This window comes from Hyalangium minutum, assembly GCF_000737315.1.
Lineage (GTDB): Bacteria > Myxococcota > Myxococcia > Myxococcales > Myxococcaceae > Hyalangium > Hyalangium minutum.
Genome location: NZ_JMCB01000008.1, coordinates 347,776 through 362,895 on the forward strand (window position 1 = coordinate 347,776; position 15,120 = coordinate 362,895).

General features: G+C 66.2%; 13 protein-coding genes and 1 pseudogene. 10 read left to right on the forward strand and 4 right to left on the reverse strand.

What is annotated here, in order from left to right:
- The first annotated feature begins 225 nt into the window (after positions 1-225).
- The 6 genes from DB31_RS22785 to DB31_RS22810 all read left to right on the forward strand — a co-directional run bounded on the left by DB31_RS22785 (position 226) and on the right by DB31_RS22810 (position 6,919).
- Positions 226-1,059 carry a DUF2381 family protein gene (locus tag DB31_RS22785; protein ID WP_338034311.1) on the forward strand — a complete coding sequence of 278 codons (834 nt, stop codon included), beginning with the start codon at positions 226-228 and terminating at the stop codon, positions 1,057-1,059.
- Complete coding sequence (locus tag DB31_RS51630) at positions 1,056-2,183, forward strand: serine/threonine protein kinase (RefSeq protein WP_420806717.1); 1,128 nt, start codon at positions 1,056-1,058, stop codon at positions 2,181-2,183. The genes DB31_RS22785 and DB31_RS51630 overlap by 4 nt, the downstream gene beginning before the upstream one ends.
- A gap of 256 nt (positions 2,184-2,439) precedes the next feature.
- Entirely contained in the window at positions 2,440-2,808 is a 369-nt protein-coding gene (locus DB31_RS51635; protein ID WP_420806718.1) for a hypothetical protein, read from the forward strand.
- Between the two features lie 164 nt (positions 2,809-2,972).
- Positions 2,973-4,109 (forward strand): serine/threonine protein kinase, encoded by a 1,137-nt coding sequence (locus DB31_RS22795; protein WP_044191271.1) that lies wholly within the window; start codon positions 2,973-2,975, stop codon positions 4,107-4,109.
- Between the two features lie 1,070 nt (positions 4,110-5,179).
- Positions 5,180-5,926, forward strand: coding sequence for a hypothetical protein (locus DB31_RS22805; protein ID WP_044191275.1), 747 nt, complete (start codon positions 5,180-5,182; stop codon positions 5,924-5,926).
- 237 nt (positions 5,927-6,163) lie between these two features.
- Entirely contained in the window at positions 6,164-6,919 is a 756-nt protein-coding gene (locus DB31_RS22810; protein WP_157232112.1) for a hypothetical protein, read from the forward strand.
- Positions 6,920-7,108: 189 nt separating this feature from the next.
- Here the strand turns inward: DB31_RS22810 and DB31_RS22815 are convergent, their stop codons facing one another.
- On the reverse strand, positions 7,109-7,834 hold the full coding sequence (locus DB31_RS22815; protein WP_240486837.1) for a helix-turn-helix transcriptional regulator: 726 nt from the start codon (positions 7,832-7,834) through the stop codon (positions 7,109-7,111).
- Between the two features lie 70 nt (positions 7,835-7,904).
- Between DB31_RS22815 and DB31_RS22820 the strand changes: the two genes are divergently transcribed.
- The 4 genes and pseudogenes from DB31_RS22820 (at position 7,905) to DB31_RS22830 (ending at position 12,415) form a co-directional block, all read left to right on the forward strand.
- Positions 7,905-8,306 carry a VOC family protein gene (locus DB31_RS22820; RefSeq protein WP_044191280.1) on the forward strand — a complete coding sequence of 134 codons (402 nt, stop codon included), beginning with the start codon at positions 7,905-7,907 and terminating at the stop codon, positions 8,304-8,306.
- A gap of 488 nt (positions 8,307-8,794) precedes the next feature.
- Positions 8,795-8,908, forward strand: a pseudogene (locus DB31_RS51285) (transposase zinc-binding domain-containing protein); the annotation flags it as partial.
- Positions 8,909-8,998: 90 nt separating this feature from the next.
- Positions 8,999-9,991 (forward strand): transposase, encoded by a 993-nt coding sequence (locus tag DB31_RS50000; RefSeq protein WP_276203642.1) that lies wholly within the window; start codon positions 8,999-9,001, stop codon positions 9,989-9,991.
- 345 nt (positions 9,992-10,336) lie between these two features.
- Positions 10,337-12,415, forward strand: coding sequence for a hypothetical protein (locus DB31_RS22830; protein ID WP_157232113.1), 2,079 nt, complete (start codon positions 10,337-10,339; stop codon positions 12,413-12,415).
- Positions 12,416-12,429: 14 nt separating this feature from the next.
- Here DB31_RS22830 and DB31_RS22835 read toward each other — a convergent pair whose 3' ends face one another.
- The 3 genes from DB31_RS22835 to DB31_RS22840 form a co-directional block, all read right to left on the reverse strand.
- Positions 12,430-13,023, reverse strand: a complete 594-nt coding sequence (locus tag DB31_RS22835) for a lanthionine synthetase LanC family protein (protein WP_044191282.1) — start codon at positions 13,021-13,023, stop codon at positions 12,430-12,432.
- A 680-nt stretch (positions 13,024-13,703) separates the two neighbouring features.
- Positions 13,704-13,856: an antibiotic biosynthesis monooxygenase gene (locus DB31_RS48970; RefSeq protein ID WP_157232114.1), complete on the reverse strand. Its 153-nt coding sequence runs from the start codon at positions 13,854-13,856 to the stop codon at positions 13,704-13,706.
- Positions 13,857-15,086 (reverse strand): serine hydrolase domain-containing protein, encoded by a 1,230-nt coding sequence (locus DB31_RS22840; RefSeq protein WP_052420168.1) that lies wholly within the window; start codon positions 15,084-15,086, stop codon positions 13,857-13,859.
- Positions 15,087-15,120 lie beyond the last annotated feature (34 nt).

Consider the following 15,120-nt stretch of genomic DNA (forward strand, 5'->3'; position numbering starts at 1 on the left):
CTTACAGCGTGCGGCTCGTTAGGGGCGCGTTTCTCTGGGGGGTAAGGTCTACCGCTGAGCCGCGGTCGAGAAAGCGTCTCGCAGTCAAGTCGTGACCGAAGCTAACAGCCCGGGTGGGGCTTCCTGATCTGGTCTGCGGTGCCCCTGCGCGCTCGCAGAACCTGCTACCGTTCGCCCAATTCAGGAGGTCACCTTCATTTGAGCCAACCTGCTAGATTGGCCCTTGTGCTCGCGGTCGTGTGGGGAGCTGCGGCACGAGGAGAGACGCCTTTGAGCAGTCGTGCGAAGCGAGAGCGGCCTGTCGCAGTCGTCGGCAAAGCCGACGAGCCTCTGCCCGAGATCCACGTCGCGCCGGACGCGATCACGCTGCTTTGGTTTCCTGCCGACATCCAGCGGAAGACGCTGACGGTTGACGAGTCGCGGATCCGGGTGCTGGACACAGGCACGCGCTCGATCATCGTCCAAGCTGTGCCCGACTACCGGCTCGAGGAGCGGCACGAACTCGGGGTCTTCTTCGCCGACGGGCAGGCGCCCGCTCGGGCCGCGTTTGCGCTCGTCATGGACCCCGCAGAAGTCGACACGCGGATCGACGTGCAACGCCCCGAGCTGCCGACCGGCCCCTGTCCGGCCGAAATGCAGCGCGCCGCCCCCCGACCCGAAGACTTCGTGCTGAAGGGCTTCGTAAACGCGCGCGGCATCCCGACAGTCGTCGTCCCGAAGGTTGCGGACAGCGAGCGGGGCTTTTCGTCGGAACCCGGTGTCTCCTATCGCGGCAATGGGTGGGCGATAGTGGAGGTGTGGATCCGCAACCTGTCCGGTCGGTCACCGTGGACGCCGCGCGACGTGGTGCTCAAGGACAAGGCGGGAGAGAATCTGCACGCGCGCCTTGTGACGGACGCCAAAGGCCCGGTTGCTCCGGGGGATCGCGTGCGCGTGCTCGCCGTTCTCGACCGAGCGGCCCCGAGCGTTGGGCCTGTCGTCGTCCTGGAAGTGCTCGGGGATGACAATCGCAGCTTCGTGATTCCCCGTGTGACACTTCCGATGGAGGGAAAGCCATGATCGCGCGCCTTATCCGGCTGCCGTGGGGCGCCGTTATCGACGGCTGGCACGTCCTGAAGGAACTCGGCGACGGCGGTTTTGCTGTCGTCTACCTCGCCGAGAAGAATGGGCAGCGTCGGGCGATCAAGGTGGCGCGGCACCGTGACGCCAGCGGGGACGACAAACAGACACACGCTCGATTGAAGCGCGAATTGACGGTTCTTTCGATGCTGGACCATCCGAACATCGTCGAGCTTTGTGGCCATGGGTACGCGGAAGCGGGCAATTTCTACCTTGCCCTTGAGTATGTGGACGGCTGGACGCTCGGCGAGTGGAAAGAGCGCAAGCACCCCACCTTTCACGAAATCTTGAGCGTCTTTGTGAAGATCGCCGAGGCCCTGCTCTACATGCACAGCCGGGGCATCCTTCACCGAGACTTGAAGCTCGCTAACGTGGTGATCCGGAAGAGCGACGGCAAGCCGATCATCATCGACTTTAGCTGCGCGACCTACACGCAAGCGGCGGACCTGACCGAGAGCGGATTGCCTCCCGGAACGGATCGGTTCCGCGCGCCCGAGCAGTTCAAGTTCCTGCGCGAGCACAGAGACGAGCACCGGGCACGGTACGCCTTCCAGGTGGCCGACGAGATCTTCGCAGTCGGCGCGATGCTCTACGAGCTGCTGACGGATCCGCGACCGACAGAAGCGCGCGCGCGGGAGACTCTGAACAACCCCTTCGACCCGCCTGCACCCGCGAGAGATCTGAATGCTCGCGTTCCCGAAGCGCTCAGCGACCTAGTCGAGAGCATCCTTTCGCGCGATCCCAACCTGCGACCCGTCGATACCGAGGCACTTCGGCGCGAGCTGGCCGAGCTTGAGGCAGATCCGGGAGCTGACTACCAAGCGCCCGCGCATCCCCCGTCAGAGCAGCGGCAGCCCCAGCCGGTCGGTCAGAAACCGGGCCGATGGAGCAAGCTGCGTGCGTTGGGCGGCAGGGTGGTTGCCGACGTTCGCCGCTTGGGGAAGGTGCTCGCGGCAGGCGCGGTTGCTGCTGTCGTGCTCGCTGCTGTCGTGGCTCTCTGGATGCTCCCCAGTGCGCAGACGCTCCCAAGCGCCGCGCCTGCCGCCCGTCACACCTGCCCCTGATATGTCACCTGCCCCCGCGCCTGTGGTGGTCACAGGTCCGGCCCTCGCCCCAGAACAAAAGGAAGGTGCAACAGTGAAGACACAGCCACCCGAAGCCCCGAAGCAAGCACGCAGCTCGCGCGAGCGCGGGCAAAAGGCTCCCCCAAGCGCGGACGTATGCAAGGGGCTGTCGCTAGCCGCTGCCTTCGCTCTCGGGTGCACCGGGGTTCCCGTCAAGCCCGATCCGTTTACCTGCCCCGAAGGCGCTCAGCGTGCGATGCGCGAGCTTCACTGGAACGACGGCGATCGCTTGAGTCTTCTGATCGACGACCGGCACGGGGTGGAGGAGAACCTTTGGTTGCGCCCGGGTGACACGGTCGTCGGGGTTGTTCCGGAGTACGCGCGCGGGCAGAAGGCAGCCCCTCCAGGAACACGCTTTCTCGGGGGGAAGGTGTACGTCGTGCCCGAGAAGACGGCGAGCGGTCACCCGGGTCGAATCATCGTGAAGTACGAGCGCGTGAAGCTGCCGCGTCAAGACGAACTGCCCGTCTGCTTTGTCGTCGACACGACCGCCGACGAGTTGAAAGACGGTGCCGGTAGAACCGCGAATGGCGACGCTGGACTCGCGGTCGACTGGTGGCCTTGAGAGTACCCCCGCAGGTTGACCTAGCGGGTAGGCGGTCAAAATCGGCCGGTTTTGAGCGGGACGCTATCCGACCTAGCAGGGCGTTCAAACCGGCCCCATCTAGTGGGTAAGTAAGCTTGTCTCGCGCTGGCATGGTGCCCGCGCGATCGAGAGGAGGATCGAGCATGTCAGCAATCGAGTTCAGGCTTCCCAAGGGGGCGATTCTGTTCTCCAAGGGCGGGTTTTCTTACGAGTTCCGCGCGGACTTGGGCGAGGCGCATCACGGCCTGAGCCTCTTTCTCGCGCGGCGTCGCACGCCGGAAGGGCACCCTCGCGGGAAGGTGCTGCTCAAGGCGGTCGGGAGTCCGCGCGGCGGGGCTCAGGAAGGGCGGCGCTTCGACAAGGCACGGGCGAAGCTCGAAGAGCAAGTGCGTCTCGCGACGTACCTTCAGCACCCGGGCATCCTCCGTGTTCACGATCTGCACAAGACCGAATCGGCTTGGTACGTGATCACCGACCATCCGGCCGGGCAGGATCTTGACGACCTGATGGGACTCGCGACCGAACTAGACCGATGGTTCTCGCCCTTCTTCACGCTGTACGTTGGCGCGGCAGTCGCGAGTGCCCTTGAGCATGCGCACAATACAACGGACGACAAGGGGAACCCGCTCGGTATCGTCCACCGGGCGATCGACTTGGGGCACATCTTCGTCGACTGGGAGGGTCGCGTTCAGGTCTCCGACTTCGGGCTCGCACTCTCCACACTGCCGGGCCGCGTCGCCTCCACCGTCCGCCGCCCGCAGGGAGATAGCTACTTCGCGTCGCCGGAAATGCTGCTAGGCGGCAAGGTGGATGCACGCTCGGATCTCTTCGCGCTCGGGCTCGTCATGCTCGAAATGTCCACAGGGAGGAGCCTGCTCGATACCGATATGGGTGTCTCCGACGCGGCAAAGGCGGCACTCTCGAAGAAGCAGCTCGCCCGCGTGAAGCGCGCGATCAAGCGCGCCAAACTGGCCGGGTGTGAGCCGACGATCGAGCAGACGATTTGGCGCGCGGCGACCTATACGCAGGGCGACATTGACGCGGTTACAGCGAAGCTCCCCGAGAACCTGCGCGTGCCGCTGAGCAGGCTCCTTCAGCACGACGCGGCAGCGCGCTATCAGTCGGCGGGAGAGCTGGCGACCGAGCTGCGCGGCTGGCTCTCACAGGTGGACTTTGGCAAGTCTCAAGCTGCCGCCGAGCTGAAGAAGCTGAAGGCGGACGCGGGCGCGGTCATGGTCGACTTGGAGTTGCAGCGCACGGACGACAGCGCGTCGGCCTGAGCGCCCCCCGGTGCCGGTCCCCGCTGCCCTGGGGCCGGTTGGGTCGTAGCAGCGCCCCGCCATGTTGCGTCTATGTCGCGTGAGAGCGCGGAATGGGCTGGAACGGGGCGGGACTACAGGGGATGCGGCGGGATCTCGATTCCAAGTCGTTCCGGGCGGTTGCGAGGTAAGGGCGCGATTCCGCTGGGAGTTTCGCACCGTCCGGAGCGGGTTCGATTCCCGCCGCCTCCATCCCGCGAATTCCCATCAGCACCGTCACCAGCACGTTTGCCGACGCCACCCGCTCCACCTGTTCCACCAGCTGCCGCACCGCCGGATCCGGGCCCACCCTCCCGTGGAAGCACGCCGACTCCGCCGCCCGCCACCGCGGATCGAAGCGCACCTCCGTCTCCCCACCTGCAGCACCCTGTTCAGCGGCACCTCCGCCTCGTACAGCCGCCCCCTTCAGGTACGTGGCGTTGGTGGAGCTCAAGTCCCTCAAGCCTCCGTTATCGGCGAGCTAGGCGCGGGAGCGGGAGGCCCGGGCTCATCGGTGAGCCCTGATGACTGGAGGCGGCCCAGGGAAAACCCCAGGTGGCCAGGACTCACCGGTCAGCTCTCTCGAACAGCCCCACATTGCTGGAATCGCGCATGCGGCCAAGTCTCACCAGTGAGACTTTTGGAACAGTCCCCACCACCGGGAACCGGCATGCGGCCAAGTCTCACCAGTGAGACTTTTGGAACAGCGGCGCATCAGCGGGGAGCGCGACGGGCCCAGTCCACGATCGTGGACTGTCCCAGTCGTGTGCGGCGAAGACTCACGCCTGTCGATTCAAGGGGTTGGCCGCTTGTGGCTGCCTCGCGCCTCATGCCCCTTGCCCGTAACCCCTCGGCCTTCCAGCGCTTTTCTACGACAGTCTCCCAACGTAGACGAATCGTCCACGATCGTGGACTGTCTTCGGGGGTGGCTCATCACAAGCGCCTGTTTTTACTCGGACTCAGGCCGTGGCACTCCGCGTGCTCTAGGGCCCTGCAACCGCAACGTCAAGCGGCCGGGGACGCAGGGTGCGTCTCCCAGGAGAACCCCTCTCATGTTCACTCTGTTCAAGAGCAAGGAAGCCACCCGCGCCGTTCCCGAGGCCCCCTTCGTCCACCGCGCCATCCCGGACGACATCACCCTGGAGCAGCTGGGCTCCGAGCTGCGCCAACTGTTCGCCCAGGAGAACTCCAACCACCACCGCATGGGGGAGATCTACAACCACATCGTCGAGAAGAAGCTGGCGGAGGCGGCCGGCTACAAGGACTCGACGGAGTACTTCCGCAAGGAGTTGGCGGACCTGTCCGTGGCGTCGCTGAAGATGTACGGGGCGGTGGCGGAGAGCTTCAGCGAGCCGGTGGCGCGGCGCTTCGGCGTCACGTGCCTGTCGGTGCTGCTCACCTACGCGGAGGCCACCGGGCTGGAGCTCAACCACGAGGAGCCGGGCCCCACCCCCATCGAGGTGCCGGACGAGCACGGGAACGTGGCGGTGCAGCCGTTCGGCGCGTGCAGCGTGGACCAGATGCGCCGGGCCCTGCAGCGCAAGCGCCGGCCCACCTCCACCAAGCCCCTGCCGCCGGAGAAGGTGGCGCTGGCCGAGCAGTACTCCGCGGCGGTGGCACAGCGCTTCCCCAAGGGCAAGGGCACCCAGTTGAAGGTCAAGCTGCGCAACCAGAAGGGCAAGGCAGTGCTCGACATCCAGGGCATCCCCCTGGAGCAGATCCTCCAGCTCGTTGAAGCGCTCTCCGCCGAGCTGCCTCCGGTGAGCACCGGAGAGAAGGCGCCGGTGCAGCCGTCCTGATGTTCCGTCCGTGAGTCATGGCCCCGCGTTCCAGAAGCTCGGGACGCGGGGCCTCCTTCTCCCCGGGCTACCTGAGGCTGCCCTCATGTCCGACGCGTTCCTGCCCGCGCTGTTTCCCGGCTACGCCCGCAGCGTGCAGTGCCAGCACATCTTCCTCGACATAAAAGTGTCGTCCGGAGAGAGGAAATGCTGGAGCCAGCAGCCTGAGCGTCCCTACTCTTGGGATAAAACGCCTACATGGCTCAGCATCTCATCAGTGCAGGGACGGATATCGCCTGTGTGGGCATCTGGGATGCGGGACTTGCCCCATCGGCACGTCCGATTGGGGACAAGGATCTGGCTGCGAGCGCGGAGCGCGGCGAGGTTCTTCCAATACAAACACACGCGGACGGAACATACCTGTTGAGAATCCACGTGGATGAGCCGTACGTGCCACCTCCTGCACAGCGATTCGAGACGATGGGTCGAGAGTTCGGGCTGAACCTCGGCTCGGGCACTGCGCTCGTCGGCGGGTGTGAGGATTTCCGAAACCCACGCCCGCAGATCACTTTTGCTGCGGACCGATTCCATGTGGAGCCTTCCTGGTATCGGGTGCAGGTTCATCTGAACCGGACAGACCCAGAACTGCTCGAGCGGCTCGCTCACAGGGAAGCAGAGACGGCCTTGAGCGAAGAGGAGAACGTGCGCTATCGCCAACTCGGAAAGGACCAACACCGGGCGCTCTTCTTGGGGCTGGGAGCTCTGGGAACTGCCATCTTGTCCGGTGTGATTCGAGGCACTGCCGGTGTCATGGGCGGAGGCGTTGCCGTGCTGCTGGCAGGGGCGGCTTTCGCGTTTGCTCGCCGCGCCAAGAAGGCCGGCTACGACTCGCTGCATGCTCGCTATCAGACCGCGCTCGCCGCCGCGCATGAGCCAGATGTTGTGCTCGTACTACACCGCACGGGTGAACCCATTCCAGGCGGATCCGTCGACTTGGAGGCCACGGCTTCGTGACGCGAGGCCCTCTGGTACACAGTTCATCGAGGTCCTGACCCGCTCCTCTATGGAAGCGGCGGTAATCGAAACTGCGGCTTCCAGTTCTGGGAACTCCTCTCGCCGTGAATCTGCGAGCTTCTCACCACGGCTTGGGCCCGCCCCTTCGGGCCTCAGAAAAATGGGTCGGCGTGGCGTGTGTCGCGCGGGCTAGGGCAAGCGGACGCCGCGCTCGGCCTCGAAATGGCGCCGCCAGCGCGCCCGCAGGTTGCTTTGAGGCACTCCGTGAGGCTCGTCGAGGAACTCGGCGGCGAGGATGCGGTCGGTTCGAAAGTGCCGGAAGGTCGATCGAAGCTCGCACCAGGCGGCGAGCAGCCGCACCGTCTCGGCATAGCCGATGACGACGGGCCAGATCGTCCGCTCGCTCTCCCGGCCATGGTCGTCCCGATAGCGGATGTGGATCTTCCGCCCGCTGCGGATCCACGCGCGGGTGCGGGCCATGTCCAGCCCATCCACGGCGGCGCTCATGGGCGGCGGGGCGCCGATGGTCGGCTCGGCGATGAACGGGCGCAGCCGTTCCGGCACGACCGCGGCGATCTTGGCCACGAGGTCTCGCGCCGCGCTCGCGAGCTCGGCGTCGCTTCGCTCGGCGACCCACTGCGCGCCGAGCACCGCGGCCTCGAGCTCAGCGGGCGTGAGCATCAACGGCGGCATGTCGAAGTCGCGCTCAAGTACGTAGCCCAACCCCGCCTCGCCGCGGATCGGCACCCGCTGTCCGATGAGGTCCGCGACGTCGCGATAGACGGAGCGCTTCGACACCTCCAGCTCCGCGGCCAGAGCGCCAGCCGTCACCGGGCTGCCGGAGCGCCGGAGAATCTGGATGATCTGGAACAGACGATCGGCGCGGCGCATGGGGCGGTTTCCTGCTGACAGCATGCTGGCAACAGCCCTTCGCTACAAGCGGGCCACGGTCACAGCAGTGGCCGCCCCCCGAAGGAGGACACGCATGAACTTCGTCTCAATCCGCCTGATCACCGCCGACATCGACCGCCTGGTCCGCTTCTACGAGCGAATCACTGGCCTGCCGACGACCCGGTATACCGAGGATTTCGCGGAGCTGATCACCTCGGCCTGCACCCTCGCGATCGGCAGCACGCGCACGCTCCATCTGTTCGGCGGCAACGTCGCCCGGCCTGCCGACAACCACACCGCCATCATCGAGTTCCGCGTCGACGACGTCGACGAATCGTTCCGAATACTGGCGGACGTCATCGGCGGTTCCCTGGTGCAAAAGCCCACCACCATGCCGTGGGGCAACAGATCGCTGCTGTTCCGCGATCCCGATGGCACCCTGGTGAACTTCTTCACGCCGGTTACGAAGGAAGCGATCGCGAAATTCGCTCGATAGGCGCGGTCTGTCCACCACCCGGGAGCATCACTCGGGCGGCCCCATGAGCGGCCCTCCTCGGCCCCTCTGCACCCTGGTTCCCCCTCAGAGAGAAAGGACATCCTGAGTGGAGGCGGCGGGAATCGAACCCGCCGCCTCCAGCGCGGGTCTGCTGTAGCCTGCTCTCATAGGCCCCGATCCCACAAGCAGGCAGGGGCTCCACGGGGGCCCCGTGGGAGGCGAACGGTAGCGTGTGCCCTGGCGAGGTGTGGCTGGGGAGGGGTAGGTGGGAACGCACGTGTGGGCGTACCGGCGAAGGCAGCCGGAGGGGACGGTGCTGTACGAGGCGGTGCGGGAGAACCTGGCCAGATTGCTGGCGGAAGCCAGCGAGGTAGGGCGAGGCCTGCCCCGGTACGTGGAGCGAGACTTCGCCAGGTACCTGGAATGCGGAGTGCTGGCGCACGGCTTCGCGCGGGTGCGCTGCGAGAGTTGCAAGGACGAGCTGCTTCGTCGCCTTCTCGTGCAAGGGCCGAGGGGTGTGCCCGTCCTGCAACGCGAAGCGGGCGCATGTGACGGCGGTGCACCTGGTGGAGCAGGTGCTGCCGCACGTGCCCTACCGGCAGTGGACGCTGTCCTTTCCGCACCGGGTCCGGTGGGTGCTGCTCAAGAACGTGGGACTGCTTTCGGACGTCCTCACCGTCTTCCTGCGCGCGGTGTTCGCCCTGCAGCGCCGGAGGGCACGGCGACAGGGTCTGCGCGCTGGGCAGGTCGGAGCCGTCTCTTTCATCCAGTTCTTCGGCTCCGCCTTGCAGGTAACGCCGCACTTCCACTCGCTGGTGCCGGATGGCGTCTTCGTGCCGCGGGAGGGCAGCGTGCGCTTCGAGCCGTTGCCGCCGCCCACGCAAGGTGAGGTGGAGAGGCTGCTGAGGGTGGTGCGCCTGCTGGAGAAAAGAGGGGCCCTGCCCGCGCAAGGACCCGAGGATGCGCTGCAGGCGTACCAGGCGCACTCCCTGCAGCAACGGCTGCGCTGGACGGAGGTGGACCGCCGGCTCCCTCCCAGCAAGCAGCCCCGGTGCGCCTTGCTGGAAGGCTTCTCCCTGCATGCCAATACTCACCTCCATGCCAACGACAGGCAGGGGCTGGAGCGGCTGTGCCGCTATGGAGCGCGTGGCGCGCTGGCGCTGGAGCGCCTGTCGCGAATGGAGGATGGCCGCATCGCCTACCGCATGAAGCGCCCGCTGCCGGACGGCACCACGCACCTGCTCTTCACCGGGCTGGGACTGTTACGGCGTGTAGCGTCCCTGGTACCTCCGCCACGGGCAAACCTCACGAGGTTCCACGGCGTCTTGGCTCCAGGCGCGCAACTGCGGCCATTTCTGGTCCCCCGAGCGGGAGGGGAGGAGAGGAGCGAGGCGCCCCAGGCAGCGGCCAGCACGGAGCCGATGAAGGAGAAGACGCCGCGAGGAGACTTCGCGGATCGGCAGGGCCCTTTTCCCGAGGGAATTGCGTATCCCATGCCCGAGAAGCCATTCAAGGAGCAGAGCAAGCCGCCGTGCGTCGAGGGCCGGGAAGAGGAAGTCCGGGGCGGATGCTGGATTCCCCACGCGAAGACCGCGCCCTGTTCCCGAGGCACGGCCGAGTTGCAGGGCAAGTGCTACGTGCCCGTGAAGAAGCCGGACCCGGCACCGACTTCCGTTCAGCCCTGAAGCTGTAACGAAGCGGCTTGAATGAAGAGGCGGTCGTCTTCCTGACCGAGCCCCTCGCCGCACACTGGCGCGGCTTGCAGGGGCCTTTGCTCCTTCCTGGCTTCTCACAAGGTGCGAAACGCGAACCGAGGTGGGTCCACTGACATGTCATTGGGTCAGGCCCACCCTTCATTTGTTCTTACAAATCGAGACAACGTCTTGGACCGGTACTGGCCCTGAGACACCTCTGGCGTGCTCTGGGCTCTAGGCTTCGTAGTGAGAGGGATGCGTGTAACCCAAAAAAATCGGGCCGCGTAACCCATTCATCGTCGCCACCACTCCACCAAGACATCCGAGAATAAATCAATGACATCCATCAAATCGAAGCAGCCCTCCGCAATGCCTGTTCCCCCTCGTGCCTCCGCCGTGGAACAGAAGCCCATCACTCCCACCAGGACCACACCCAAGGCACAGACCGCCGCCGCCGCCCTGAAGGATGTTTTCGAGTCGCGTGCTCGCACGTCACCGGCCGCCCTTCGTGCCTTCGCCGTGGAACAGAAGCCCATCACTCCCACCAGGACCACACCCAAGGCACAGACCGCAGCCGCCGCCCTGAAGGATGTTTTCGAGTCGCGTGCTCGCACGTCACCGGCCGCTCCCGCGAGCGCGTCGCCCGAGTTCTACGGTGCGGACCCGAGCACGATGGACGTCCCCGATCTCGGCGTGACCGCACGGGGACGGGACACCAGTACCGAGAGGATGATGCGGCTCCATGCCGCCGGCGTAGACGAGTTGATCATCAATCCCCGAAACGATTTCGAGAACGCCTCCAAGGCCGCCGAGAAAGCGGACAAGGAACTGGCCAAGCTCGTCGCGGGCTTTGGTCCCGCCCTGTCCAAGGAGGAACAAGACAAGGCCATCAAGGCGTTCAAGGAAACCCCACACAACGCCGAGATCTACAAGAGAGCCGAAGAGACCGCGGACAAGCTCATCACCGCGATCAACGAGTCCCCAAAGAACCGGGACGCGGTGCCCGAAGCCTACAGAGACGATTTTGACTCGGAGGTGGCGACCGCCAAGGAACTCCTGCCTCGGCTCGCCAACACGGAGAAGGGTCAGGACGCCATCGCCGACGCCGTGGAAGCCCTGGGGACGAACGAGGAGAGTGCCGAGAAGAGCGAGAAGTTGGCCTTGCTGGCCACCGCACGCCAAGCCGTTCAAGGAGCGGATACCGCCATCGTCAAGTCCGTCAGCCAGCGTCTGCTGTCGTTGTCCAAGGACAATGCGGGCGAGGCCCAGAAGCTCTTCGACGGTTTGAAGAAGGCGGGTCCTTATCTGGGCCTCTCCGATGCGGACGCCACGAAGCTTGGCGACAACCTCAAGGACATCCACCAGAACAAGCCCGGGGCATTGGATGCGTACAAGGAGACCATCACCCAGGCGAAGATCGATGTGCCGGGAGGCAATACCGAAGTCACACGGGACCTCTTCAAGGGCTTGGGTCTGGCCGCCACCATCGCCAGCTTCAGCTCGGGCCTGCGAGATGGAGATGTGGATGCGGTCATCAAGACCACGTCCGAGGGACTGCAGATCGGCGCGGACGGCGCCTCACTGGTCACGGGGGTGTTGTCCGCCTCCTCCTCCAATCCCGCGAAGTATGCGTCAGTCGCCAAGGCCTTCGACAAGGTGGGAGGGGTCGCCGGAATCGTGGGCGGAGTGGCGGACTTCATCACCGCCGGCAATAGCTTCGCGGAGGGGGACTATGGCAAGGGCATCACTTCGCTGATCGCCGGGGCGGGCGGAGTCCTCTCGGGCGCGTCCGCCATCGTGTCCATTCCCGTGGTGGGACAGATCGCCGCGGGACTGCTAACGGTGGGCGGGTTCATCGGAGGCGCCATCGTCGAGGCGATCAAGGAGGCCAAGGAAGAGAAGCTCGCCGAGGACAACTCCACGTCCTTTCTGGAGGGAGGCGGCGTCCGCCCCGAGGCGGCCCGGGAACTGGCGGACCTCAGCGGCCCGGAGCACAAGAACGTGGGTCCCGCGATCGTCCAACTGGCGGAGCGCCTCAAGTTCGAACCGAGGGACTTTCTGCGCTTCATCGCCGAACAGCCTCCCGAGAAGATCGCGGGCTTTGTGGATAATGCCCTCGCCATCCCCCAGGATCCCCACAACCCGGATCGACTCGTTGAAAGCTCTTCGACCGACTACCGCTACATCGATCGCCAGGACAATCCGGTTTCCTTCGAGAAGGGACGGAAGAACCTCAGGGGTGGGAAGGACGTGAAGACTGGCAGCATCAGGCAACTGGAAGGCTACCTGAAGGACCAGAACCTCCTGCCCCCGCCCCCCCCGCCTCCCCCGCCCTCCGTGCCCAAGACGGCTCCGATCAACTTCGAGGACCTCATGGAGGTGCTCAAGGAGAAGGAGGAAGTCAAAAGCATCTGAGGGACGTCGAGCCTCTACCCGTGTCGGCTCAGCAGCAGCGGTGATGCGAGCCGCTGCTCCGGGTGCATGCGCAGGAGCAGGTGGATGACGCCCGTGAGTCCCGGCATCAGCCCGGGCGAGAACGCCTCCCGCGCCAGTCCGCCCACCGGGCCGCGCTCCTCCAGGCTCGAAATCAACTCCGCGTCCATCCACGCCCGGTCCGGCCCCCGGTAGCCCTCCGGGTCGATGCGCCGCGCCGTGTCCAACAGCGCCCACGTGCCCAGGTCGCCATGGCACAGCGTGTGGCTCCAGCCGAAGCCCTCGCGCGTGCTCGCCGCGGTGGCCCGCCGCAGCACGTCCAAATACCCCTCGCCCTTCGTGCGCACGTGGAGATCGCCCGCTACCAGTCCAATCCCCGTGCTGCCGTGACACCAGGCCGCGACGGAGTCCACCGAGCTGCCCACGCGCACGTCCTTCCAGTCGCCCAGTTCCGGCCGGTACAACGACTCCTCGAAGGCGAACGCCGCGTCCGCCAGCTCCCGCCACCGCTGCCGGTCCTCCGCCGTCCCCGCCGCGCTCAGGCTCAGGCGCGCCAGGCACCAGCCAATCCCCGTCGCGCCGTGGGCCATTCCCCCAATCGCCTCGGGGAACATCGACTCCCCCAAGCGGGAGGGGAGGAGAGAAGCGAGGCGCCCCAGGCAACGGCCAGCACGGAGCCGATGAAGGAGAAGACGCCGCGAGGAGACTGGGCCGAGTTGCTGAAGAGGACGGGTTCGCCTGCGTGAGGTGTGGAGGCAGACGGCGAGTGCTGGCGTACGTGAACAAGGCAGGAGGAGTGCGAGCGATTCTGGAGCACCGGGGCCTGCCCACGGCAGGTGTGAGGCGGGCCCCGGCGCGCGAGCCCCCTCAAGCCGCGGGGTGTTGAGGCTCAAGCCGCCAGGGCCAAGAGAGCCAAGCCCCTGCCGCCCACCTCATGGGAGGGCGGCCAGGGCCGGCGTGTACTCCAAGGGGCTGCGCGGCTTCTCCACCCGCTTGGCCCACTGCTCGGGCGGCCCCCGTCAGCGGCACTCCTCTGCACCTCCTCTCCAGCCCTCACCCTCCACATGGCCTCTATCCCGCCTATACGCGTCTTGCTCATTTCGTTTCCGTCTCCAGTTTGGTCCTTTTTTGGTCCCCAAAAACCGGATTTGGTCCCGAAAATGCAGTCGCAGCTCCCTTCTCAGAGGGCGGCGCCTTGAAAGCGGCGGGTTGCTCAACTTGGGAGCGGCGGCAATCGAACCCGCCGCTTGGAACTTCTGGCGAGAGCGATTCAACTCGGTCGGTAGTGCGTTTCGGCCGCGTCAGCGTCGACGTACTCCTCAATTATCGAATAATGACCGGGCCTCTGCGTGACGAACCACTGGTAGCGCAACGTTCCCGGCTCGGTCGCAGCGGCGGATGCCAATGCTCGCGCCACCCGCACTCAGTTGCCGGTGCCGTAGACCGCGTCGCGCACGGAGACGGTGAAAGCTCCCGACATGCCTTCGAACGCCGTGTTGGTGAGCGCCACGACCGTCAGGCGGCGCTGGGGATCCACGAACCAGTTGTGGCCGTAGGCTCCGCCCCACTGCCAGGTCCCCGCCGACTGCGGGCTCCGCGTCTGCGCCGGGTCGACGAGCACCGCCCCGATGAAGCCGAAGCCCCAGCCAGGCCCCTGCGTCTGAGCCTCCGGGCCCACCTGGGCGGAGCCCAGCTGCTCGACGGTGGCCGCAGGCAGGACCGGCGCCCCGCCCGTCCGCAGCGTCTCCAGGAACTTCAGGAAGTCACCCGCCGTTCCCACCATGCCCGCCCCTCCGGACGGGAAGGCGCGCGGGTTCAAGGCCCGCCCGGGGGCGAAATGGACGCCAGCGCCGTAGTAGGGCACCACCTGATCCTTGCCCATGCGAACCGGCTCCGGCTTCCCGTCCGCGTAGGGCGTCGCGAGCCTGCTCGCGTCCTTCACGCTGAAGCCCGTGTCCTTCATGCCCAGCGGTCCGGTGACGAGCCGCTCGACCACCCGAGGCAGGGGCGCGCCTCCGGCTCGGGCGATGACCGCGCCCAGGACATCCGTCGCCATGGAGTAGCCCCACTGCTTCCCAGGCTCGGAGGACAGCGGCACCGAGGCGATCCGGCGAAGGTTCTCCTCCAGGGACACCTCGGACCCATCCAGGCCCGTCGAGACCCCGGCCCGGTGATACGGCCCCTGCTCCGGCTCCCGGAAGCTGTACGTCAGGCCCGCGGTATGGGTCAGCAGGTGGCGCACGGTGATGACGGGCTCGCGGCCATCCGCCAGCTTCGGCCGGAAGGTGGGAAGCCACTTCTTGATGGGCTCGTCCAGCGCCAGCTTGTGCTGCTCCGCCAGCGCCAGCGCCGTCACGGCCACGATGGGCTTGCTCATGGACGCCAGGCGGAACACCTCATTCTCCCGCATGGGCCGCCCCGCCTCGCGATCGGCCAGGCCCGCGGCGCGCCGGTAGACGATCTTACCGTCCTTCGCGACGAGGACGACGGCGCCGACAATGCGCTTCTCGGCGATCGCCTGGTCGATGCTCAAGTCCAGCCGCGCCGCGAGGGCACGTTCCTCGGAGAAGCCCGGGGGAGCGGGGGGAGTGGAGGGGGCTGGGGCTTGAGCGACGCTGACGGCCATCAGGGCGATGGCGATGGCAGAATACATAGGGTGATACTCCTGTTTATTGAGTGACCGCTAC